Here is a 20,934-nt window from a genome sequence, read left to right on the forward strand (position 1 = left end):
CGTCGGTGACGTATCCGTCATCGATCTGGAACCAACCGGAGCAGGCCGGCACGAAGCTGGTCATCGGTGGTGACCTACGGGACCGTCCCCCACGCGGGGCGAGCGGCGCCGTGGATTTCTACTGCTGGCCAGGCATGCGTCCCGCTGTCGTGTGGGCGCACGTGCACACCGTGCCCTCGACCCCCGGCCCTGCTGCACACACACCATGCGGCGTCGACCACGACGCCGACACCACCACGCACGCTCGACGAGTGTGCGTGGCCGTCACGCACACGAGGAGGCACCCCTTTGGAGGGTCCCGAGATCAAGTTCGCCGAGGCAGTGATCGACAACGGTCGCTTCGGTACCCGTACCGTCCGGTTCGAGACCGGTCGTCTCGCGCAGCAGGCGCAGGGCGCCGTCGCCGCGTACCTGGACGACGAGACCATGCTGCTGAGCGCCACGAGCGCCGGCAAGCACCCGCGGGAGGGCTTCGACTTCTTCCCGCTCACCGTCGACGTCGAGGAGCGCTCCTACGCCGCCGGCAAGATCCCCGGCTCGTTCTTCCGCCGCGAGGGCCGACCGTCGACCGAGGCCATCCTGGTCTGCCGGCTCATCGACCGCCCGCTCCGTCCGTCGTTCGTCGACGGGCTCCGCAACGAGGTCCAGATCGTCATCACGGTCCTGAGCATCGCGCCGGACGAGTTCTACGACGCCCTCGCGATCAACGCGGCGTCGGCCTCCACGCAGATCTCCGGTCTGCCGTTCTCCGGCCCGATCGCCGGTGTGCGCCTCGCGCTCATCGACGGCCAGTGGGTCGCGTTCCCGAAGCACTCGCAGCTCGAGCAGGCCGTGTTCGACCTGACCGTCGCCGGCCGGGTCGTCACCGACGAGGCCGGCAACGAGGACGTCGCGATCATGATGGTCGAGGCGGAGGCCACCGAGAACAGCTGGGGCCTCATCCAGGGTGGCGCCGTCAAGCCGGACGAGTCCGTCGTGGCGCAGGGCCTCGAGGCCGCCAAGCCGTTCCTCAAGGTCCTCGTCGAGGCCCAGGCGAAGATGGCCGCGCAGTCCGCCAAGGAGATCCAGGACTACCCGGTGTTCCCGGCGTACTCCGACGAGGTCTACGCGGCGGTCGAGGGGCTCGCCCTCGACGAGCTCAAGGGCGTGTACCAGATCGCCGGCAAGCTCGAGCGCCAGGACGCCGACGATGCCCTCAAGGCGCGCGTCAAGGAGGCCGTCGCGGCCCAGGTCGAGGCCGGCACCCTGCCCGCCGAGGCCAACGGTCAGGTCTCCGCCGCCTACAAGTCGGTGACGAAGAAGGTCGTGCGCGGCCGGATCCTCACCGAGCAGGTCCGCATGGACGGCCGCGGCCTCGCCGACATCCGTCCGCTCGACGCCGAGGTCGCGGTCATCCCGCGCGTCCACGGTTCGGCGATCTTCCAGCGCGGCGAGACCCAGATCCTCGGGGTCACGACGCTGAACATGCTCAAGATGGAGCAGCAGATCGACTCCCTGAGCCCGGTCACGAAGAAGCGCTACCTGCACCACTACAACTTCCCGCCCTACTCGACCGGTGAGACCGGCCGCGTCGGTTCGCCGAAGCGTCGCGAGATCGGACACGGCTTCCTCGCCGAGCGGGCCCTCGTGCCGGTCCTGCCGAGCCGCGAGGAGTTCCCCTACGCCATCCGTCAGGTGTCCGAGGCCCTCGGGTCGAACGGCTCCACCTCGATGGGCTCCGTGTGCGCCTCGACCCTGTCGCTCCTCAACGCCGGTGTGCCGCTGCGCGCGCCGGTCGCGGGCATCGCGATGGGCCTCGTCTCCGACACCGTCGACGGCCAGACCCGCTACGCGGCCCTGACCGACATCCTCGGTGCCGAGGACGCCCTCGGCGACATGGACTTCAAGGTCGCCGGCACGAGCGAGTTCGTCACCGCGATCCAGCTCGACACGAAGCTCGACGGCATCCCGTCGTCGGTCCTCGACGCCGCCCTGAAGCAGGCCAAGGAGGCCCGTTCGGCGATCCTCGGTGTCCTGACCGAGGCGATCGACGCCCCCGACGAGATGGCCGACACCGCGCCGCGCGTCATCAGCGTCCAGATCCCGGTCGACAAGATCGGCGAGCTGATCGGCCCGAAGGGCAAGACGATCAACGGGATCCAGGACGAGACCGGCGCCGACATCTCGATCGAGGACGACGGCACGGTCTACATCGGTGCGGTCGACGGTCCCTCGGCCGAGGCCGCTCGCGCCCAGGTCAACGCGATCGCGAACCCGACCAACCCGGAGATCGGGGACCAGTTCCTCGGAACGGTCGTCAAGATCGCCACCTTCGGTGCGTTCGTCTCGCTCCTCCCGGGCCGAGACGGACTCCTCCACGTGTCCGAGGTCCGCAAGCTCGCCGGTGGCAAGCGCGTCGAGAACGTCGAGGACGTCCTCGGGGTCGGCCAGAAGGTCCTCGTCGAGGTCACGAAGGTCGACGACCGCGGCAAGCTGTCGCTCGCGCCCGTGATCGCCGAGGAAGCCGACACGGCGACCGAGTCCGCGGACGCCGAGGGCGCCACGGTCTGACGCTCGCGCTCGACGGAACGGCCGTCGGTCCCCACGGGGGCCGGCGGCCGTTCCGCGTCTGCGGTCCGGCCGCCGTCCTCCGGCCGCCGTCCTCCGGCCGCCGTCCGGACACCGCGAGATCGCAGACGTTGCCGCTCCGCCCCGCGGCAGAGCGGCAACGACTGCGATCTCGGCGGGAGAGTCGCAGGGCGGCCGGGCGGCCGGGCGGCACGGCGGCCGCGCGGCAGGTCAGGCGGCGGGTGCGTCGGTGCCGAGCACGCGACTCGCCACGCGGCCCAGAGCAGCGCACGCCGCGATCGTGTCCCCGGCGTACGACCCCACCATCGCGCCGTCACGCGCGAGCATGAGCTCGTCGGCGCCGTCGCCCGGGAGCGGGTGGCCGGCCTGCTGCAGGAGCTCGGCGAGCTGATCGGTGTACCAGTCGCGGTGGGCCGACACGACCTCACGGACGGGGTGCCGGGGGTCGTGGTACTCCGCCGCGGCGTTGAGGAACGCGCAGCCCCGGAAGTCGGGGTCGTTGGTGGTGTCCACGACGGTGTCGACCCAGGTGCCGACCGCAGTCCGTGCGTCGGGTGCCTCGGCGATGATGGTGTCCATCGCCTGCTTGACCTGCTCGTGCCGGCTCCGCACGTAGGCGAGGATCAGGTTGTCCTTCGAGCCGTAGTGCTTGTAGAAGGTCGCCTTCGTCACGCTCGCCTCGGCGATGAGCCGGTCGACGCCGACGCCACGGATGCCCTCTTCGTAGAAGAGCCGGGCCGCCGTCTCGAGGATCCGGAGCTTCGCGCCGCCGGTCGGACGCGCGGCGCCGGTCCGGGGAGCTTCGCTCGACCCGGGTGTCGTCGGTCCCGGGAGACGCTGGACGGTCGGTTGGGGGGAATCGACCGTCACAGCGTGGCTCCTCGGGACAACGTCGGCTGTCGCGACACCGCGGGGGGACGTGTGTCGCACCAGGACCCGGTTGTCCGGTAGCCGCCGGACCGGCATCGAGGGGGCGGTGCCGTTCCGGTGCCGTCATTGTAGCACGAGGAGGACAGACAGACGAGTCCGTATGTCCGCATCGTGTGTACCCCGTTCCCGGGTCATCCGCGGGCTGTCCACAAGCGCAGGCCGTTCCTGAGTCACGTCCGTGGAGACTCAGTAGGCTCGACGCGATGAACCGCCCCGTGCCGTTGCCGCTCGAAGCGCCGGAGACCGCCTTCCCCACCGCAGGGGGGACCCTCGTCCGGCGTTCGGTCCTCGCCTCGGGCGTCCGCGTGCTCACCGAGGCCGTCCCGTCGGCGCGGTCGACGAGCATCGGGTACTGGGTGGGGGTCGGTTCGCGCGACGAGCAACCCGGCCAGTACGGCTCGACCCACTTCCTCGAGCACCTGCTCTTCAAGGGCACACGCGAACGCAGCGCGTTGGACATCGCCGTGGCGTTCGACTCGGTCGGCGGCGAGCACAATGCGGCGACCGCCAAGGAGTACACCTGCTACTACGCCCGCGTCCGGGATCTCGACGTCCCGATGGCCGTGGCCGTGATCGGCGACATGGTGACGAACTCGGTCCTCGACCCGGAGGCTTTCGACGTGGAGCGCGGGGTGATCCTCGAGGAGCTCGCGATGGCTGCCGACGACCCGGCCGACCTCGCGGGCGAGGCCTTCTTCGCCGCCGCCTTCGCCGGCCACGCGCTCGGGCGTCCGATCGGTGGCACGCCGGACAGCATCCGTGCGGTCGAGCGCGACGAGGTCTTGGACCACTACCGGCAGCACTACATGCCGAGCGGCATCGTGGTCACGGCCGCGGGCGCGATCGACCACGACCAGCTCGTCGAACTCGTCGCGGCGGCCTTCGGGGACGTCCCGCCGGCCACCCCGAACCCCCGTCGCTCGGCCGAGGTCCCGGCGGAGGGCGTCGAGCCCCGCCTGGAACTCATCCGTCGTCCCACCGAACAGGTCAGCCTCATCCGGGGTTCGCACGGGCTCGACCTCCGCGACGACCGCCGCCCGGTGCTCAGCGTGCTCAACGCGGTGCTCGGTGGCGGCATGTCCTCGCGCCTGTTCCAAGAGGTCCGCGAGCGCCGTGGTCTGGCGTACGCCGTGTCCTCGTTCGCCCCGGCGTACCTCGACAACGGCGCGTTCGGGGTCTACGCCGGTTGTGCGCCCGACAACGTCGGGGCGCTGCTCGGCATCGTCGACGACGAGTTCCGCAAGATGACGGACAGCGGGATCTCAGCCGACGAGCTCGCGCGTGCGAAGGGCCAGATCGAGGGCGCGCTGACGCTGTCGCTCGAGGACACGGACGCGCGCATGACGCGGCTCGGCCGCTCCGAGCTCGGGGTGGGGGAGTTCACGGACCTCGCGACGGCCCTCGAGCGCGTCGATCGCGTGAGCACCGACGACGTCCTCGACCTCGCGCGCGACCTGTTGACCCGCCCCGTGGTCACGAGCGTGGTCGGCGCCGTCGACCGCGCCGACCTCGAGGGCGCTCCCGGCGCGGACGACGTCTGACCGGTCCGGCATGTCGCACTACCTCTACCTCGTCCGGCACGGGGAACACCAGGACGCCGAGCACGGCCTGCGCGACGGCAAGCTCTCCGAGCGTGGCAAGCGGCAGGCGACGCTCATCGCGGACCGTCTCGGCGGGATCCCGTTCGACTCCGTCTGCCACTCGCCGCTCGAAGCGCCGGCCGAGACCGCCAGGATCATGCGTGAACGGCTCCCGGCGATCGTGCCCGAGGCCTCGACGCTCCTGTTCGACTGCGTGCCCTCGGGCCCGACGTCCGAGATGCCGCACGCCTACCGGAGCTTCTTCGGCGGCGTGACGGAAGAGGAGATCGCGGCCGGCCAGGCCCAGATGGGTGACGCCGTCGCCGAGTGGTTCACGCCCTCCATCGAGGACCGCCACGACCTCCTCATCACCCACAACGCGGTGATCGCCTGGTTCGTGCGCGAGGTGTTCCAGGCGCCGGACTGGCGCTGGATGGGGACGAGCGTCGCCCACACCGCGCTCACCATCGTCCGCGTCCGGTCGGCGAAGCCGCCGGAGCTGGTGACCCTGAACGACACGGCGCACCTGCCCGTCGAACTGCGGACGGGCCTCCCGGTCCCGCAGCCGCTCTGACGGTCAGCCGACCCGCCGCCGGTACCAGGCGGTCGCGTTCGGGTTGTCGTTGTACGGCGCGATCCGCTCGTACCCGCGGCCGCGGTACATGGCGCCAGCGGCGACGAGACTGTCGTTCGTGTCGAGGACGACGCTCGTGGCGCCGAGGTCGACGGCAGCGCGCTCGAGCGCGTCCATGATCGCGGTCGCGACCCCCGCCCCTCGCGCGGCGGGCTCGACGAACACGTGTTTGACCTCGAACCGGACGTCCTCGCCGTCGTCGTCGATGCGCCGGAGGCCGCCGCAGCCGACGGCGTCCTCGCCGTCGTGTGCGACCACGAAGGTGCCGTGTGGCGGGACGAACTCGCGCGGGTCGGTCCGCTTGCGTCGGTACGACCCCTGCGCGACGGGGAACGTCGCGGCCCGCTCGTCGAGGTAGTGGTCGAGCAGGACGTCGACCTCGGGCAGATCGGCGGGGACGGCGCGCACGGAGACCACCTCACGATCCTACGGGCGGACCGGGGGATGGTTGGATGGGCCCATGAGCATCCCCGTCGCCGTGGTCGGTGCATCCGGTCGCCTCGGTCGCCTCGTCGTCTCGGTCGTGGAGGCGCTCGACGGGTTCGACCTCGTCGCCTCGCTCGGGTCGGGGGACCACGTGGAGGACGCCGGTCCGGACGTCTTCGCCGGCGCTCGCGTCGTGGTCGACGTCACGGTGCCGGCGCGGAGCCCGGCGATCGTCGACGCCGCGCTCGCGAGCGGTGCCAACGTCCTCGTCGGCACCTCGGGGTGGTCCGCGGACCGGCTCGCGCACCTCCGCGCCGTGCTCGGGGACCGGCCGGAGCAGGGGGCGATGGTGGTCCCGAACTTCTCGATCGGCTCCGTGCTCGCGACGCACCTCGCGACGATCGCGGCGCCTTGGTTCGACGCGGTCGAGATCGTCGAGGCCCACCACGCGGCGAAGGTCGACTCGCCGTCGGGGACGGCCGTCCGGACCGCGGAACGCATCGCCGAGGCCCGACGCGACGTGGGGCCGGTCGCGGCGCCGCACGTGGACCAGCGCGCGCGGGGACAGCAGGTGGCCAGCGTGCCGGTGCACAGCCTCCGGCTACCGGGCGTCCGGGCCCAGCAGGACGTCGTGCTCAGCGGCGTCGGCGAGACCCTGACGATCCGGCACGACACGACGGACGACGTCGCCTACACGCCGGGTGTCCGCGCCGCGCTCCGTGCCGTGCCCTCCCTCCGGGGGCTGACGGTCGGGCTCGACAGCGTCCTCGGCATCGCCTGACGTGCGCTCGCGCTTCGCCGGCGTCGCGCTCATCGCCGCGCTCCTCGTCCTGTACCTCGTGCTCGTCGGTCAGCGCGCGGTGGCGTTCATCGCGACCGGGCTCGGCATCGGTGTCGGGATCGGGGTCGCGTTGCTCGTCGTGGCCGCGATCGGCGCCGTGCTCCTCGTGCTCGAGCTGCGGTTCGGCTTCCGCGTCACGCGGCTCGCCACCCGACTCGAGCGTGAGGGCGGCGCCCCCGACGACGTCGTCCCGCTCCGGCCGTCGGGCCGCCCGGACCGCGCGGCGGCCGACGCGCTGTTCGCGCGCTACCGCGACGCCGTCCAGGCGGCGCCCGAGGACTGGCGGGCGTGGTTCCGCCTCGGAGTCCTGTACGACGCCGCGGGCGACCGGCGCCGCGCTCGCGACGCGATGCGCACGGCACTCCGGCTGTCGGCCGGTCACTGACCTGCCGGCCCGCGGCGTGCCGCCCGCGGCCCGCGGCCGGGTGTCAGCCGAGCAGCGCGTCGACCGCCTGCTCCACCGTCTCGTGCCGGAACGTGTAGCCGTCGGCCTGGAGCACCGCCGGGACGAGCAGCTGGCTCGCGAGCAGGAGTTCGTCCGCGGCGTCGCGGAGCGCCAGGCGCAGGACCGTCTCGGGCACCGTGAGCGCGTACGGTCGGTGCAGGTCCTGCGCGACGCGCCGGAGGACGTGGTCGGCGAGCGCCGGTGTGGGGCCGGCGAGGTTCACCGGCCCGGCGACCTCGGACGAGCAGAGGTGCACGATCGCGGCGACCTCGTCCTCGAGCGAGATCCAGGGCCAGTACTGGCCGCCGGTGCCGAGCCGCGATCCGAGTCCGAGTCGGGTGAGGGGCAGCACGGGGGCGAGCGCGCCGCCGTCCGGCCCGAGCACGAGCCCGGTGCGGAGCAGGACCGTCCGGGTCGTGGAGGGCGCCTCGGAGGCCGCGGCCTCCCACGCGGTGCAGACCTCGGCGAGGAACCCCGCGCCGGGGTCGGCGGACTCGATGAGCCGGTCGGCGGGGCGGTCGCCGTAGTACCCGGACGCGGAGCCGCTGAGGAAGGCGTTGGGCGGCGTCGCCGCGCGCTGCATCGCGGTGACGAGGGTCCGGGTCGCGTCGAGGCGCGAGGACCGGACGGCGCGTCGTCGCGCGGCCGTCCACGGCAGCCGGGCGATGCTCGCGCCCGCCAGGTTCACCACGACGTCGGCACCGTCGACGACCGCGGGGTCGAGGTCGGCGACGCCGGGCTGCCACCGGAACTCGTACGGCGACGTCGGCTCGCGACGCACGAGCGTCGTCACGTGGTGCCCAGCGGCGCGCAGGGCGGCCACGAGCGGCGTGCCGATGAAGCCGGACGCGCCGGCCACGAGCACGGAGAGCGGGGCGTCCGCCATGGGTCCTCCTTCGACCGCCCCACCGTACCGACGACGACCGACGCGCGACCGGGAGGCCCGACGCACCCCCGCCGGATCGGGTCACGCCCGCCCGCCGGTCGCCCTGCCGCCGATCGCTCGCCCTACCGCCGGTCGCCCTGCCGCCGCTGGCTCGCCCTACCGCCGGTCGCCCTGCCGCCGCTCGCGGAGGACGGTGGTCGCCCGTAGGCTCGGAGCCATGACCGACACCGCGTCGCCGACCTCCGTCAAGCAGCCCGACCCGTCCGTCGCCACCCCGTACGAGGACCTGCTCCGGAAGGTGCTGGACGAGGGCGTGCCGAAGGGCGATCGCACCGGCACCGGCACGCGGAGCCTGTTCGGCGCGCAGCTGCGGTTCGACCTCGCGCAGGGGTTCCCCCTGGTCACGACCAAGCGCGTCCACTTCAAGTCCGTCGCGTACGAGCTGCTGTGGTTCCTCCGCGGCGAGTCGAACGTGCGGTGGTTGCAGGAGCACGGTGTGCGGATCTGGAACGAGTGGGCCGACGCGGACGGCGAGCTCGGTCCCGTGTACGGCGTGCAGTGGCGCTCGTGGCCCACGCCTTCGGGCGACCACGTCGACCAGATCGCCGAGGTCATCGAGCAGATCCGGACGAACCCGGATTCGCGTCGGCTCATCGTGTCGGCGTGGAACGTCGCCGACATCCCGTCGATGGCCCTCGCGCCGTGCCACGCGTTCTTCCAGTTCCACGTTGTCGATGGCACGCTCTCGTGCCAGCTGTACCAGCGGAGCGCCGACATGTTCCTCGGTGTCCCGTTCAACATCGCCAGCTACGCGCTCCTGACGCACATGGTGGCCGCGCAGACCGGGCTCGAGGTCGGCGACTTCGTGTGGACCGGCGGCGACTGCCACATCTACGACAACCACGTCGAGCAGGTACGCGAGCAGCTCGCGCGGACCGCGTACGCGCCGCCGCAGCTCCGGATCGCCCCGCGCGACGGCATCGACGCCTACGAGTACGAGGACTTCGAGCTCGTCGACTACGCGCACCACCCGACGATCCGCGGCGCGGTCGCCGTCTGATGCCCCGGGGCGAGGTCGGTCTGATCTGGGCGCGCTCGCGCGACGGTGTGATCGGTGCCGACGGGGACATCCCCTGGCACCTCCCGGAGGACCAGGCCGAGTTCCGCCGGGTGACGAACGGGGCGACCGTGGTCATGGGACGGCGCACGTGGGACTCGCTCCCGCCGCGGTTCCGGCCACTGCCCGGGCGCCGCAACGTCGTGCTGACCCGCGACCGGTCGTGGTCGGCGGACGGCGCCGAGGTCGTCCACGACGTCGACACCGCCCTCACGGTGGGCGCGGACGGGCCCACGTGGGTGATCGGCGGCGCGCAGGTGTACGAGGCGGCGCTGTCGCGAGCGGACCGCGTCCTCGAGACCGTGATCGACATCGACGTCGACGGGGACACCACGGCACCCGAGCTCGGACCCGATTGGCACACGGTCGCCGCCACGCCCTCGGCGACGGAGTGGCTGACGTCGCGGACGGGTCTGCGCTACCGCTTCGTCGAGTCGCGCCGTCGTGCCTGAGCCGGTCCGGGCCTCCCGATCGCTGGTCCCGGTGGATGAGCGCTGCCGGTACGCTGGTTCGCGTGTCCTCGCGTGAGAATCCCTTCGGTCAGGTCCTCGTCGCGCTCGTGACGCCGTTCACCGCCGACGGCGAGGTGGACTGGCCGGGCGTCGAACGGCACATCGACGACTGCATCACGGCGGGTGCCGACGGCATCGTCGTGACCGGCACCACGGGCGAGACCTCGACGCTCACGGACCCCGAGAAGCTCCGGCTCGTCGAGGTCGGCAAGTCGGTCGCGGCGGGCCGCGCGAAGATCATCACGGGTGGTGGCTCGAACGAGACCGCGCACGCGATGCAGCTGTACAAGCAGAGCGAGCGCGCCGGCGCGGACGGCGTCATGATCGTCACGCCCTACTACAACAAGCCGACCCAGGCCGGCGTCCTGACGCATTTCCGGATGATCGCGGACGCCACCGACCTGCCGGTGATCCTCTACGACATCCCGGGCCGGACCGGCGTCCCGATCATGTACGACACGATCGTCCGTGCCTCGAAGCACCCGAACATCGTCGCGGTGAAGGACGCCAAGGGCTCCTTCAGCGAGGTCAGCCGGGTGCTCAACAACACCGACCTCATGTACTTCTCGGGCGACGACGCCAACGTGCTGCCGCACCTGGCGATCGGGGCGACCGGTCTGATCGGCGTGACGGCGAACATCGCGGCGGCACCGTACCGCACGATCGTCGACGCGGTGAACCGGGGCGACCTCGCGGCGGCGACGGCCGAGCACCAGCGGCTCGAGCCCCTGGTCCGCGCCGTCATGACGCACGTGCCCGGCACCGTCGCGGCGAAGTACATCCTGCACGGCCTCGGCCGGATCGCGAGCCCGCGGGTGCGCCTGCCGCTCGTCGGCCCGGAGGAGTCCGAGGCCGCCGTCATCGAGGCCGAACTCGAGTTCGTGCGCGACATCCCCGGCGCCGACTTCTCCAACTTCCGCCCGGACCGCAACGCGGCGGCCGGCGGCGCGCTGCCCAAGGTGCCAGGCACCACCCGTTGACCACCCGCGGCGCACCCGGTGCGCCGCCCACACCCGTCAGGACCAGATGCCCACGAAGACCTCCGAGCCGCAGCCGCTCGAACCCGGCACCCTCCGCGTGATCCCCGTCGGGGGACTCGGCGAGATCGGCCGCAACATGACCGTGTACGAGTTCGACGGCAAGCTGCTCGTCGTCGACGCCGGCGTGCTGTTCCCCGAGGAGCACCAGCCCGGCGTGGACTTGATCCTGCCGGACTTCACCCCGATCCGCGATCGTCTCGACGACGTCCTCGGCGTGGTCCTGACGCACGGCCACGAGGACCACATCGGCGCCGTGCCGTACCTGCTCAAGCTCCGGCAGGACATCCCGCTCATCGGGTCCACCCTGACGCTCGCGCTCGTCGAGGCGAAGCTCAAGGAGCACCGGATCAAGCCGTACACGCTGACGGTGCGCGAGGACCAGGTCGAGCAGCTCGGCCCGTTCCACCTCGAGTTCGTGGCCGTGAACCACTCCATCCCGGACGCGCTCGCCGTCGCCATCACCACTCCGGCGGGCCGTGTGCTCCACACCGGGGACTTCAAGATGGACCAGCTCCCGCTCGACGACCGCATCACGGACCTGCGCGCGTTCGCCCGACTCGGCGAAGCCGGGGTCGATCTGTTCCTGCCGGACTCCACGAACGCGGACGTCCCGGGGTTCACCGCGCCCGAGCGTGACATCGGGCCGGTGCTCGAGAGCGTCATCGCCCGTGCGCGCCGCCGCGTCGTCGTGGCGAGCTTCTCGAGCCACGTCCACCGCGTGCAGCAGGTGCTCGACGCCGCCGCGGCGAACAACCGCCGGGTGGCGTTCATGGGCCGGTCGATGGTCCGGAACATGACGATCGCGGCCGAGCTCGGGTACCTCCGGGTGCCGGACGACGTCCTCATCGACGCCAAGAAGGCCAAGGACCTGCCGGACGACCGCATCGTCTACATGTCGACGGGGTCCCAGGGCGAGCCGATGGCCGTGCTCGCGCGCATGGCGAACCTCGAGCACCAGATCGAGATCGGCGAGGGGGACACCGTCATCCTCGCGTCGAGCCTCATCCCCGGCAACGAGAACGCCGTCTACCGGGTGATCGACGGGCTGACGAAGCTCGGCGCCAAGGTCGTCCACAAGGGCAACGCGAAGGTGCACGTGTCGGGCCACGCCTCCGCGGGCGAGCTCCTGTACTGCTACAACATCCTGCGGCCGCGGAACGTCATGCCCGTGCACGGTGAGCACCGCCACCTGTACGCGAGCGCCGACCTGGCGATCCAGACGGGGGTCCCGCCGCGCAACGTGATCCTCGGCGAGGACGGCACCGTCGTCGACCTCAAGGACGGCGTGGTCCGCGTGGCCGGGCAACTCGACCTCGGCTACGTCTACGTGGACGGGTCGACCGTCGGCGAGATCACGGACGCGGACCTCAAGGACCGGCGTGTGCTGGCGGAAGAGGGCTTCATCTCGATCTTCTGCGCCGTCGACTTCACCACCGGCCAGTGCATCGTCGGCCCGGAGATCCAGTCGCGCGGGTTCGCCGAGGACGACTCCGTGTTCGACGAGGTCCGGCCGCAGATCGTCCGGGCGCTCGCCGACACGGCGGCGAACGGCGCGGGTGACCAGCACGCGTTCACGCAGGCCGTCCGTCGCACGGTGGGGCGCTGGGTGAACACGAAGCACCGGCGGCGACCGATGATCGTGCCGGTGGTCATCGAGGCGTAGGCGCGGCGGCACGAGCCAGCGGCACGAGCCGCGGCAGCACGAGGGCGGGGTCCGACGGACCCCGCCCTCGTCGTCGTCCGAATCCGTTGACAGACTTCGTTACTTTGGGATAGAAAGTCCGCACGGGCTCCCGCAGAGCAGCGGGAGCGGTTCGGCTATCTCAAAGGAGAGACCATGCACGACACCGACACGCGCGCCGCTGCTGAGGCGATCGGCCGGGGCATCAGCAGGCGCACCCTGTTCCGCTACGGCGGCGCCGGCGTCGCGAGCGTCGCCCTCGCGGAACTGCTGGCGGCCTGCTCCTCGGGGTCCTCCGCCTCGTCGAGCGGCACGACGACCGTCCGCATGTGGAGCTGGTACACGGGCCAGCGGGACGTGTTCCCCAAGGTGATCGCCGCGTTCGAGAAGAAGCACCCGAACATCAAGATCCAGAACCGGATCTTCGGGACGCCGGACCAGTACCTCCCGGCGCTCACCGCGGCCGTCTCGGGTGGTGACGTGCCCGAGATCTTCGCCCCGCACGTCCGCGCCATCACCTACGGCGAACAGGGGATCTCGGCGGACCTGCGCAAGGAGCTCGGGTCCGGCTTCTTCAAGGACTTCTTCTCGTCGAACAACCAGGAGTACACGAAGAACGGCAAGCAGTACGCGCTCGGGTTCATGGCGCAGACGTTCGGCCTGTTCTACGACCCGGACATGCTGAGCGCCGCGGGTGTGGACGGGGAGCCGGAGACCTGGGACGACCTCATCGCCGCCGCCGGGAAGATCGACGCCACGGGCAAGTCCACCGTCGCGTTCAGCGCGAACCCGACGACGAGCGCGCTCGACTTCTTCCTCCCGCTCATCACCCAGGTGACCGACGACCCGACGTACTACCTCAAGCTCGACCAGCTCGAGAAGGGCTACGCGTACACGAACAAGCCCGTGCTCGAGGCGCTCCAGCTCAACGACCGGATCGTCAAGGCGGGCGTGTTCCAGAAGGGCACGACGGGCACGTCGGGCGACCAGGCGACCCAGCTGTTCTACACGGGGGGTGCGGCCATGCTGTTCGCCGGGTCCTGGATCCCGCAGTCACTCGCGCAGGACGCCCCCAAGGCGTTCCTCGACAAGTACAAAATCATGCGGACCCCGGCGATCAAGAGCGGGGCCCGACACTGGACCGCCGACCAGGCCGGAGCCGGTTGGGCGGTGTCCGCGACGAGCAAGGCCAAGGACGCCGCGATCGAGTTCCTCAAGTTCATGTACGAGCCGGCCCAGTACTCGCAGCTCATGAACGACTCGCTGAGCATGCCGTCGACCAAGAGCGCCGCGGACCGCGTGAGCGACCCGCACATCAAGCTCATGACGTCGTGGCTCCCCGACGGCTGCCCGCACATCCCGTTCGGCGCGGGATCGAGCGCGGCCGGTGACCCCCTCGGCAAGATCTTCGACCAGACCGCCTCGCCGGCCGAGGTCGCCAAGCAGATGCAGGCCGCCGTCCTCAACGCGAAGGGCTGACATGGCCGTCACCAATGTGCTCCGGCCGGAGCGGGCGGGACGGTCGGACGAGATGGGCCAGCGTGGGCGCGGTCCCCGCGGCACGGGTCGGGGCGGTGGCCCGGGCCGGAACCGCGGCCGGGGACGAGCGGGCGGCTCCGCTCGCCTCCGCCGCTGGGAGTGGGTCTCCGGGTACACCTTCGTCGCGCCGACCGTCCTGCTGTTCGCGGCGTTCGTCGGCTGGCCGATCCTCTACGCCGCCTACCTGTCGCTGACGCGGTGGAGCGGCTTCGGCATCCCGCAGTTCATCGGGCTCGACAACTACACCCGCATGGCGAACGACCCGGTCGCCCGCCACGCGTTCGTCGTGACCGTGCTCTACGCGGTCGTGACCACGGTCCTCCAGACCGCGATCCCGCTCGTGATCGCGGTGCTCGTCGCGAACGTGTGGAAGGGCCTCAGCGTCGTGGTCCGGACGATCCTGTTCGTCCCCGGCCTCGTGTCGTTCGTCGTCTCGGGTGCGCTGTGGAAGCTCATCTACGACCCGAACATCGGCACGCTCAACCGGACGCTCCGGGGGCTCGGGCTCGGCAGTCTCGCGGCGAACTGGCTGTCGACCCCGTCGCTCGTGCTGCCGGCGATCATCGCGGTGTCACTCTGGATGGCGATCGGCATGAACATGCTCATCTTCTTCGCCGGCATCCAGGGCATCGACCCCTCGCTCTACGAGGCCGCCGAGGTCGACGGCGCGTCCCGGTTCCAGCAGTTCCGGTTCGTGACGATCCCGGGCCTCCGGATCGTGACGGCGATCGTGATCAGCCTGAACCTGATGAACGGCTTCAAGGTGTTCGACATCATCTTCGTCATGACCGGCGGTGGTCCGAGCCACCAGTCCGAGGTGTTCGGCACCTACCTGTACAGCCTCGCGTTCGGGTCCACCGGCGGGTCCGTGCCGCAACTCGGCTACGGCAGCGCCTTCAGCGTCGTCGTCATGCTCCTGTGCGGCGTCGCCGTGCTCGTCCAGATCGTGCTCGCGAGGAGGGCCGCCCGATGACCGCCATCAAGCAACCGGTGTCCCGGACCGACGTCCGCCGCCTCGACCAGGCGCCGCGGCACCGACGGGTCCCGTACGCCCGGTCGGTCGCGGCGATCATCCTCGTGGCGATCTGCGCGGTGACGGTGTTCCCGCTGCTGTGGCTGCTCGCGACGTCGCTCCGCCCGGAGAACACCGTGTTCAACGGGCCGTTCTTCCCGACGATGCTCACGACGCGGGCCTACGGCACGGCGTGGACGTCGACGGACTTCGGGCTGCACTTCCTCAACAGCCTCTGGATCACCACGGCGACGGTCGCGGGCGTGCTCGTGTTCGCGTCGATGACCGGGTACGCCTTCGCCAAGCTCCGGTTCCCGTTCAAGAACGTCCTCTACGTCGCGCTCCTGTCGACCCTGATGATGCCGTCGACGGCGCTCATCATCCCGCTCTACCTGCAACTCAAGAACATCGGGCTGCTCAACAGCCAGTTCGGCCTGCTCGTGCTCTACATCAGCAGTTCGGCACCGTTCGCCATGTTCCTCATGCGGGCCTTCTTCGAGACCCTGCCCGACGAACTCGTCCAGGCCGCGCGGATCGACGGTGCCGGCGAGTTCACGGTGTTCTGGCGGGTGATCCTGCCGTTGGCCCGGCCCGGGGTCGCGACGGTCGTCATCTTCCAGTTCCTGTCGACGTGGAACGAGTTCCTCATCGCGAACACGGTGCTGCAGAACACGCGGGCACTCCCGCTCCAGCCGGTCCTGTTCAGCCTCATCGGGCAGTACCAGACCGACTGGCCGTCGCTCGCGGCCGGCCTGACGCTGTCGATCGTGCCGGTCGTGCTCGTGTACGTCTGGATGCAGCGACAGTTCGTCGCGGGCATGACCCTCGGGGCGGTGAAGAGCTGATGGTCGACCTCGGTACCACGATCGATCCCGACCTCGATGTGACCCCGGGCGGCTGGATGCGGCCCCTCGGGAGGACCGGGCTCACCGTCTCCGCGGTCACCCTCGGCGCCGCACCCCTCGGCAGCATGCCGGAGAACTTCGGTCATGCCGTCGAGGAGGACGACGCGGTCGCCCTCGTCGACCAGGTCCTCCACAGCCCGATCCGGACGATCGACACCGCGAACGGGTACTCGGGCGGCGCGAGCGAACGGCGCATCGGCCTCGGCATCGCGCGCGCGGGCGGCCTGCCGGACGACGTGCTCGTCGTCACGAAGGTGGACGCCCGGGACGGCGACTACTCGGGCGCCCGCGTCCGCGCGTCCGTCCGCGAGAGCCAGGAGCGGCTCGGCATCGACCGGCTGCCGCTCGTGCACCTCCACGACCCCGAGTTCCACGACCTCGACGTGATGACGGCGCCGGGTGGCGCGGTCGACACGCTCGTCGCCCTCCGGGACGAGGGCGTCGTCGAGCACATCGGCCTCGCGGGCGGGGACGTCCACGTCATGCGGCGGTACCTCGACCTCGGGGTGTTCGAGGTCCTCCTCGTGCACAACCGTCTGACGCTCGTCGACCGCAGCGCCGAGTCGCTCGTGGCCCGGGCGGCCGAGACCGACGTCGCGGTCGTCAACGCGGCGGTGTTCGGCGGGGGGATCCTCGCCGCACCGCGGAGTGGCCGGACCGACTACGGCTACCGCCCCGCGCCTCCGGCCACTCGCGCCGCCATCACCGCGATGGCCGACGTCTGCGACCGGTACGGGACCGACCTCGCGACGGCGGCGCTCGCCGCGTCCGTGCGGGAGCCGGCGGTCGCGAGCACGATCGTCGGGTTCAGTCGACCCGAGCGGATCGCGACGACCGTCGACGCCGCGACCACGGACCTCCCGGACGACCTGTGGGTGGAACTCGCCGCCCTCCGGCCGGCTCCGGAGCACTGGCTCGACGCCCGCTGAGGCGCCGAGCACCACGACATGGGCCCGCACCGACGCGGGCCCGGGAAGCAGGAGACCATGCCCCTCGTCCGCGTCGACATGCACGCGGCCCTCGCACCACGTCGCGAGGCCATCAGCGCCGCCATCCACAAGGGACTCGTCGACGGGCTCGCGATGCCCGAGGACGACCTGTTCCAGGTCTTCCGGCTCCACGAGCCCGGGGAGCTCGTGTACTCACGGACGTTCCCGAACGCGGACCGCAACGACATCCTCTTCGTGCAGATCCTGCTCGCCCGCATCTACGGTCCCGAGGACAAGCAGCGCATGTACGGGTGCGTGGTCGACGAGCTGGTGGGTGCCGGGGTGAAGCGCGACGAGGTCCTCATCGCCGTGACCGAGAACGAGGGCAGCGACTGGTGCGCCCCGGACAAGGAGGCCTGACGTGGCGTTCACCAGGAGCGATCTGCCCGACGACTTCGTCATCGGCACCGCCACGGCCGCGTACCAGGTCGAGGGGTCGGTCGACGTCGACGGCCGCGGACCGAGCATCTGGGACGACTTCGCCCGCGTCCCCGGCGCGATCACCGACGGCTCGACGGGCGACCCGGCCGACGACCACCTCCGCCGGTACCGCGAGGACGTCGCGATCATGGCGGACCTCGGCGTCGACGCGTACCGGTTCTCGGTCGCGTGGCCGCGCGTCCAGGCGGACGGCACCGGGCCGGCGAACCAGGCGGGGCTCGACCACTACCGCCGCCTCGCGGAGTCACTGCTCGAGCGGGGCATCACCCCGTGGGCGACGCTGTACCACTGGGACCTCCCGAGCGCGCTCGAGGCGCGGGGCGGCTGGCTCGAGCGGGACACGGCGGACCGGTTCGCGGAGTACGCGGGCCTCGTCGTCGCGGGCCTCGGTGACCTCGTCGACCACTGGATCACCCTGAACGAGCCGTGGTGCTCGGCGTTCCTCGGTTACGCGTCGGGTGTGCACGCGCCGGGCAAGCAGCTCGGGACCCGTGCCGCGCACGCGGCCCACCACCTGATGCTCGGGCACGGGCGTGCCGTCCCGGCCATCCGTGCTGCCGCCCGGCCGACCGCGCAGGTCGGGGTCACGCTCAACCTCTACTCGGTGCGGTCGGCGACCGACTCGGCCGACGACCGCGACGCCGCCCGACGCATCGACGGCCTCCAGAACCGGCTGTTCCTCGAGCCGCTGCTCCTCGGCCACTACCCGGAGGACGTCGTCCGTGACCTCGGGGAGCAGGACTGGTTCGCGGCGAACCCCGCGTCCGACGCCGCCGAGATCGCGGCGGACGTCGACTTCGTGGGCGTCAACTACTACAGCCGGCACACCGTGCGGGCCGGTGGCGGGACCGGCGCGGCGACCAACGCCGGTGGCGCCGTCGGCGCGGTGAGCGCGAACCCGGGCAGCGAGTTCGTCGAGACCGTCGACACCGGTGCACCGCGCACGCAGATGGGGTGGGAGATCCACCCGGACGGCCTCGTCGACGTCCTGCGCATGGTCCACACGCTCCGGCCCGAGCTGCCGATCGCGGTCACCGAGAACGGCGCGGCCTACGAGGACGTGGTCGACGAGACGGGTGCCGTCGAGGACGAGGAGCGCCGTGCGTACGTCGAGGCGCACCTCGCGGCGTGCGCCGACGCGGTCCGCGAGGGGATCCCGCTCCGCGGGTACTTCTGCTGGAGCCTCCTCGACAACTGGGAGTGGGCGTTCGGGTACACGCGCCGCTTCGGCATCGTGCACGTCGACTACGCCACCCAGCAGCGGACCGTCAAGCGGAGCGGCCGCTGGCTGGCGGGCGTGCTCGGCGGCCCCCTCGCGACCACCACCGAGCAGTCAGGAGCCCAGGCATGACCACCACCGACACGGACCGCACCGACCCGGCCGCCACGGAGCCACCGCTGCGCACCCCGGCGGTCGCGACCAAGCGCCTCCCGACCGTCGCACCGACCCGGTACGCGCTCGTCGGCAACGGGTGGCGCACCGAGGTCTACCTCCGGGTGGCGCAGCTGTTGCCCGACCGGTTCCGGGTGACCGGCGTGGTGACGCGTCGAGCCGAGGCCGGGGCGGAACTCGAGCGCCGGTGGGGCGTCCCGACCTGGCGGACGCTCGACGACCTCCTGGCCGCGGAGCGTCCCGAGTTCGTCGTCCCGAGCGTCCCGTGGCCGGTGACGCCCGGGCTCGTCCGCGAGCTCGTCGGACGCGGGGTCCCCGTGCTCACCGAGACGCCGCCGGCGCCGGACCTCGACGGCATGCGGTCGCTCTGGGCCGACGTCGGCGCGGCGGACCTCGTCCAGGTCGCCGAGCAGTACCTGCTCATGCCGCTCCACGCCGCTCGGCTGGCAGCGGTGCGGGACGGGGTAGTCGGTGCCCCGACCTCCGTGCACGTCAGCTCGACGCACCTGTACCACGCGGTGTCGATGATCCGCGGGTTCCTCGACGTCGCCCCGGGGCCGGTGACCGTGCGGTCCGTGACCTCGACCGCGCCCCTGGTCGACCCGATCACGCCGGACGGCTGGACACACGACACGGAGCCGAAGCCGGCCCGGACGATCCTGTCGACGCTCGACCTCGGGGACGGCCGCACGGGGCTCTACGACTTCACGGACAACCAGTGGTGGAACCCGGTGCGTCCGGACCACCTGGCGGTCCGCGGGTCGACGGGCGAGCTCCACGACGAGACCCTCGTGCGCATGCTCGACGCCACGACCCCGGTGACGTCGCGGTTCGAGCGGGCGCAGACCGGCCACGGCATGGACTACGAGGGGCTCGACACGACGCACATCAGCCTCGACGGGCGCCCAGTGTGGCGGAACCTGTACGAGGGCGGACGCCTCATGGACGACGACCTCGCCGTCGCCGAGCTGCTGACGCGCACCGGCGCATGGACCCGCGACGAGGCCCCGGGCCCCTACCCGCTCGCCGAGGGCCTGCACGACCACCACGTCGGGCTCGCCATCGAGGAGGCCGCTGGCACCGGCACGGCGGTGACGATCTCGAACGAGCCCTGGGTGACGTCGCGTGCGTGACGTCGCCGGCCCTCCCGGCCGATCCGCGCCGTCGTTCGTCGCGACCGCGCTCTTCGATGGCGTCACGCTCGACGGCTGGCACGCCGTCCCGCGCACGCCCGTGGCCGCACGGCCGGGAGGCCCGGCACCGGACCCCGCGTCACCCGCGGTCCGCGACGCCCTCGCCACGAGTGGTGCGTGGTCCGTGGTCGACGGCGCCGTCGTGGGTGGCCAGGAGCGCCGCGGACTCGGCGGCTACCTGGTCAGCGACGAGGTGTTCGGTGACGTCGACCTGACGGTGCTGGTGCGACCGGACTGGCCCGCGGACACCGGGATCATGCTCCGAGCCTCGGCGCTCGGGTCGCAGGGGTACCAGGTGCTCGTCGACCACCGGCCGTCCGGCTCCATCGGCGGGTTCTACGGCAACGGGATCGGCGGGTTCCACGCCGTCGGGTTCGCCGTCGACGCCGTCCGCGACGCCGGCGGGCGAGCGGTCGGTCTGACCGAGGACGACCCGGTGACGAGCCGCGAGCCGGTGACGCCGGAGAAGCGGGCCCTGCTGACGTACGCCGCCAGCGCCGAGGCGTTCCTCGCCGCGTGGCGATGGGACGACTGGAACGAGCTCCGGATCCGGTGCGTGGGGGAGTGGCCGGTGCTGACGACCTGGGTCAACGGGCTCCTCGTCGCCGAGTGCGACACCGGGGCGCTCCCACCGGACCGGTTCGACCGCGCCGCCGTCCGCGCCCTGCTCGGTCGCGCCGGGCACATCGCGCTCGAGGTGCACGACAACGACCCCGCGCTCGGGGACGAGCGGTGGGGGCCGGGCGCGGTCGTGCGGTGGCGGGACCTGCGGGTCGTGCGGCTCGACTGACCGACGCCGCCG

At 71.7% G+C, this 20,934-nt stretch carries 20 protein-coding genes; 17 read left to right on the plus strand and 3 right to left on the minus strand.

Annotated features, from left to right (window positions below):
* The first annotated feature begins 288 nt into the window (after positions 1-288).
* Positions 289-2,550 (plus strand): polyribonucleotide nucleotidyltransferase, encoded by a 2,262-nt coding sequence (locus DEI88_RS04535; protein WP_111011096.1) that lies wholly within the window; start codon positions 289-291, stop codon positions 2,548-2,550.
* A gap of 228 nt (positions 2,551-2,778) precedes the next feature.
* Here the strand turns inward: DEI88_RS04535 and DEI88_RS04540 are convergent, their stop codons facing one another.
* Positions 2,779-3,438: a TetR/AcrR family transcriptional regulator gene (locus DEI88_RS04540; protein ID WP_258370221.1), complete on the minus strand. Its 660-nt coding sequence runs from the start codon at positions 3,436-3,438 to the stop codon at positions 2,779-2,781.
* Positions 3,439-3,701: 263 nt separating this feature from the next.
* Between DEI88_RS04540 and DEI88_RS04545 the strand changes: the two genes are divergently transcribed.
* Both DEI88_RS04545 and DEI88_RS04550 read left to right on the plus strand, forming a co-directional pair.
* Complete coding sequence (locus DEI88_RS04545) at positions 3,702-5,039, plus strand: M16 family metallopeptidase (RefSeq protein WP_111072328.1); 1,338 nt, start codon at positions 3,702-3,704, stop codon at positions 5,037-5,039.
* A 10-nt stretch (positions 5,040-5,049) separates the two neighbouring features.
* Complete coding sequence (locus DEI88_RS04550; RefSeq protein WP_111011099.1) at positions 5,050-5,652, plus strand: histidine phosphatase family protein; 603 nt, start codon at positions 5,050-5,052, stop codon at positions 5,650-5,652.
* Positions 5,653-5,655: 3 nt separating this feature from the next.
* Here DEI88_RS04550 and DEI88_RS04555 read toward each other — a convergent pair whose 3' ends face one another.
* Positions 5,656-6,129 carry a GNAT family N-acetyltransferase gene (locus tag DEI88_RS04555; RefSeq protein WP_111011100.1) on the minus strand — a complete coding sequence of 158 codons (474 nt, stop codon included), beginning with the start codon at positions 6,127-6,129 and terminating at the stop codon, positions 5,656-5,658.
* Positions 6,130-6,172: 43 nt separating this feature from the next.
* Between DEI88_RS04555 and dapB the strand changes: the two genes are divergently transcribed.
* Positions 6,173-6,919 carry a 4-hydroxy-tetrahydrodipicolinate reductase gene (gene dapB / locus DEI88_RS04560; protein WP_111011101.1) on the plus strand — a complete coding sequence of 249 codons (747 nt, stop codon included), beginning with the start codon at positions 6,173-6,175 and terminating at the stop codon, positions 6,917-6,919.
* A gap of 1 nt (position 6,920) precedes the next feature.
* The gene (locus DEI88_RS04565) at positions 6,921-7,364 is read left to right on the plus strand and encodes a hypothetical protein (RefSeq protein ID WP_111011102.1); all 444 of its coding nucleotides are present in this window, start codon (positions 6,921-6,923) and stop codon (positions 7,362-7,364) included.
* 43 nt (positions 7,365-7,407) lie between these two features.
* Here the strand turns inward: DEI88_RS04565 and DEI88_RS04570 are convergent, their stop codons facing one another.
* Positions 7,408-8,310 carry a TIGR01777 family oxidoreductase gene (locus tag DEI88_RS04570; RefSeq protein WP_111072327.1) on the minus strand — a complete coding sequence of 301 codons (903 nt, stop codon included), beginning with the start codon at positions 8,308-8,310 and terminating at the stop codon, positions 7,408-7,410.
* A 217-nt stretch (positions 8,311-8,527) separates the two neighbouring features.
* Here DEI88_RS04570 and DEI88_RS04575 point away from each other — a divergent pair, with 217 nt between their 5' ends.
* The 12 genes from DEI88_RS04575 (at position 8,528) to DEI88_RS04630 (ending at position 20,922) form a co-directional block, all read left to right on the plus strand.
* A complete protein-coding gene (locus DEI88_RS04575) occupies positions 8,528-9,370 on the plus strand; it encodes a thymidylate synthase (protein ID WP_111072326.1) in 843 nt (280 codons plus the stop codon).
* Complete coding sequence (locus DEI88_RS04580) at positions 9,370-9,879, plus strand: dihydrofolate reductase (RefSeq protein WP_111072325.1); 510 nt, start codon at positions 9,370-9,372, stop codon at positions 9,877-9,879. Before DEI88_RS04575 ends, DEI88_RS04580 begins: the two co-directional genes overlap by 1 nt.
* Positions 9,880-9,914: 35 nt before the next feature.
* The gene (gene dapA / locus DEI88_RS04585) at positions 9,915-10,919 is read left to right on the plus strand and encodes a 4-hydroxy-tetrahydrodipicolinate synthase (RefSeq protein WP_375334634.1); all 1,005 of its coding nucleotides are present in this window, start codon (positions 9,915-9,917) and stop codon (positions 10,917-10,919) included.
* A 46-nt stretch (positions 10,920-10,965) separates the two neighbouring features.
* On the plus strand, positions 10,966-12,642 hold the full coding sequence (locus tag DEI88_RS04590) for a ribonuclease J (RefSeq protein ID WP_111011107.1): 1,677 nt from the start codon (positions 10,966-10,968) through the stop codon (positions 12,640-12,642).
* A 174-nt stretch (positions 12,643-12,816) separates the two neighbouring features.
* A complete protein-coding gene (locus DEI88_RS04595) occupies positions 12,817-14,139 on the plus strand; it encodes an ABC transporter substrate-binding protein (protein WP_111011108.1) in 1,323 nt (440 codons plus the stop codon).
* 1 nt (position 14,140) lies between these two features.
* Complete coding sequence (locus DEI88_RS04600; protein ID WP_111037299.1) at positions 14,141-15,172, plus strand: carbohydrate ABC transporter permease; 1,032 nt, start codon at positions 14,141-14,143, stop codon at positions 15,170-15,172.
* Positions 15,169-16,056, plus strand: coding sequence for a carbohydrate ABC transporter permease (locus DEI88_RS04605; RefSeq protein WP_111011110.1), 888 nt, complete (start codon positions 15,169-15,171; stop codon positions 16,054-16,056). Before DEI88_RS04600 ends, DEI88_RS04605 begins: the two co-directional genes overlap by 4 nt.
* Positions 16,056-17,045, plus strand: coding sequence for an aldo/keto reductase (locus tag DEI88_RS04610; RefSeq protein WP_181441250.1), 990 nt, complete (start codon positions 16,056-16,058; stop codon positions 17,043-17,045). Before DEI88_RS04605 ends, DEI88_RS04610 begins: the two co-directional genes overlap by 1 nt.
* A 57-nt stretch (positions 17,046-17,102) precedes the next feature.
* Positions 17,103-17,465 (plus strand): tautomerase family protein, encoded by a 363-nt coding sequence (locus tag DEI88_RS04615; RefSeq protein WP_111011143.1) that lies wholly within the window; start codon positions 17,103-17,105, stop codon positions 17,463-17,465.
* 1 nt (position 17,466) lies between these two features.
* Positions 17,467-18,897 carry a GH1 family beta-glucosidase gene (locus DEI88_RS04620; protein ID WP_111072324.1) on the plus strand — a complete coding sequence of 477 codons (1,431 nt, stop codon included), beginning with the start codon at positions 17,467-17,469 and terminating at the stop codon, positions 18,895-18,897.
* On the plus strand, positions 18,894-20,072 hold the full coding sequence (locus DEI88_RS04625) for a Gfo/Idh/MocA family protein (protein ID WP_111072323.1): 1,179 nt from the start codon (positions 18,894-18,896) through the stop codon (positions 20,070-20,072). The genes DEI88_RS04620 and DEI88_RS04625 overlap by 4 nt, the downstream gene beginning before the upstream one ends.
* Entirely contained in the window at positions 20,065-20,922 is an 858-nt protein-coding gene (locus DEI88_RS04630) for a 3-keto-disaccharide hydrolase (RefSeq protein WP_111011113.1), read from the plus strand. The genes DEI88_RS04625 and DEI88_RS04630 overlap by 8 nt, the downstream gene beginning before the upstream one ends.
* The last annotated feature ends 12 nt before the right edge of the window (positions 20,923-20,934 follow it).

It is taken from the genome of Curtobacterium sp. MCBD17_003, assembly GCF_003234885.2.
Lineage (GTDB): Bacteria > Actinomycetota > Actinomycetes > Actinomycetales > Microbacteriaceae > Curtobacterium.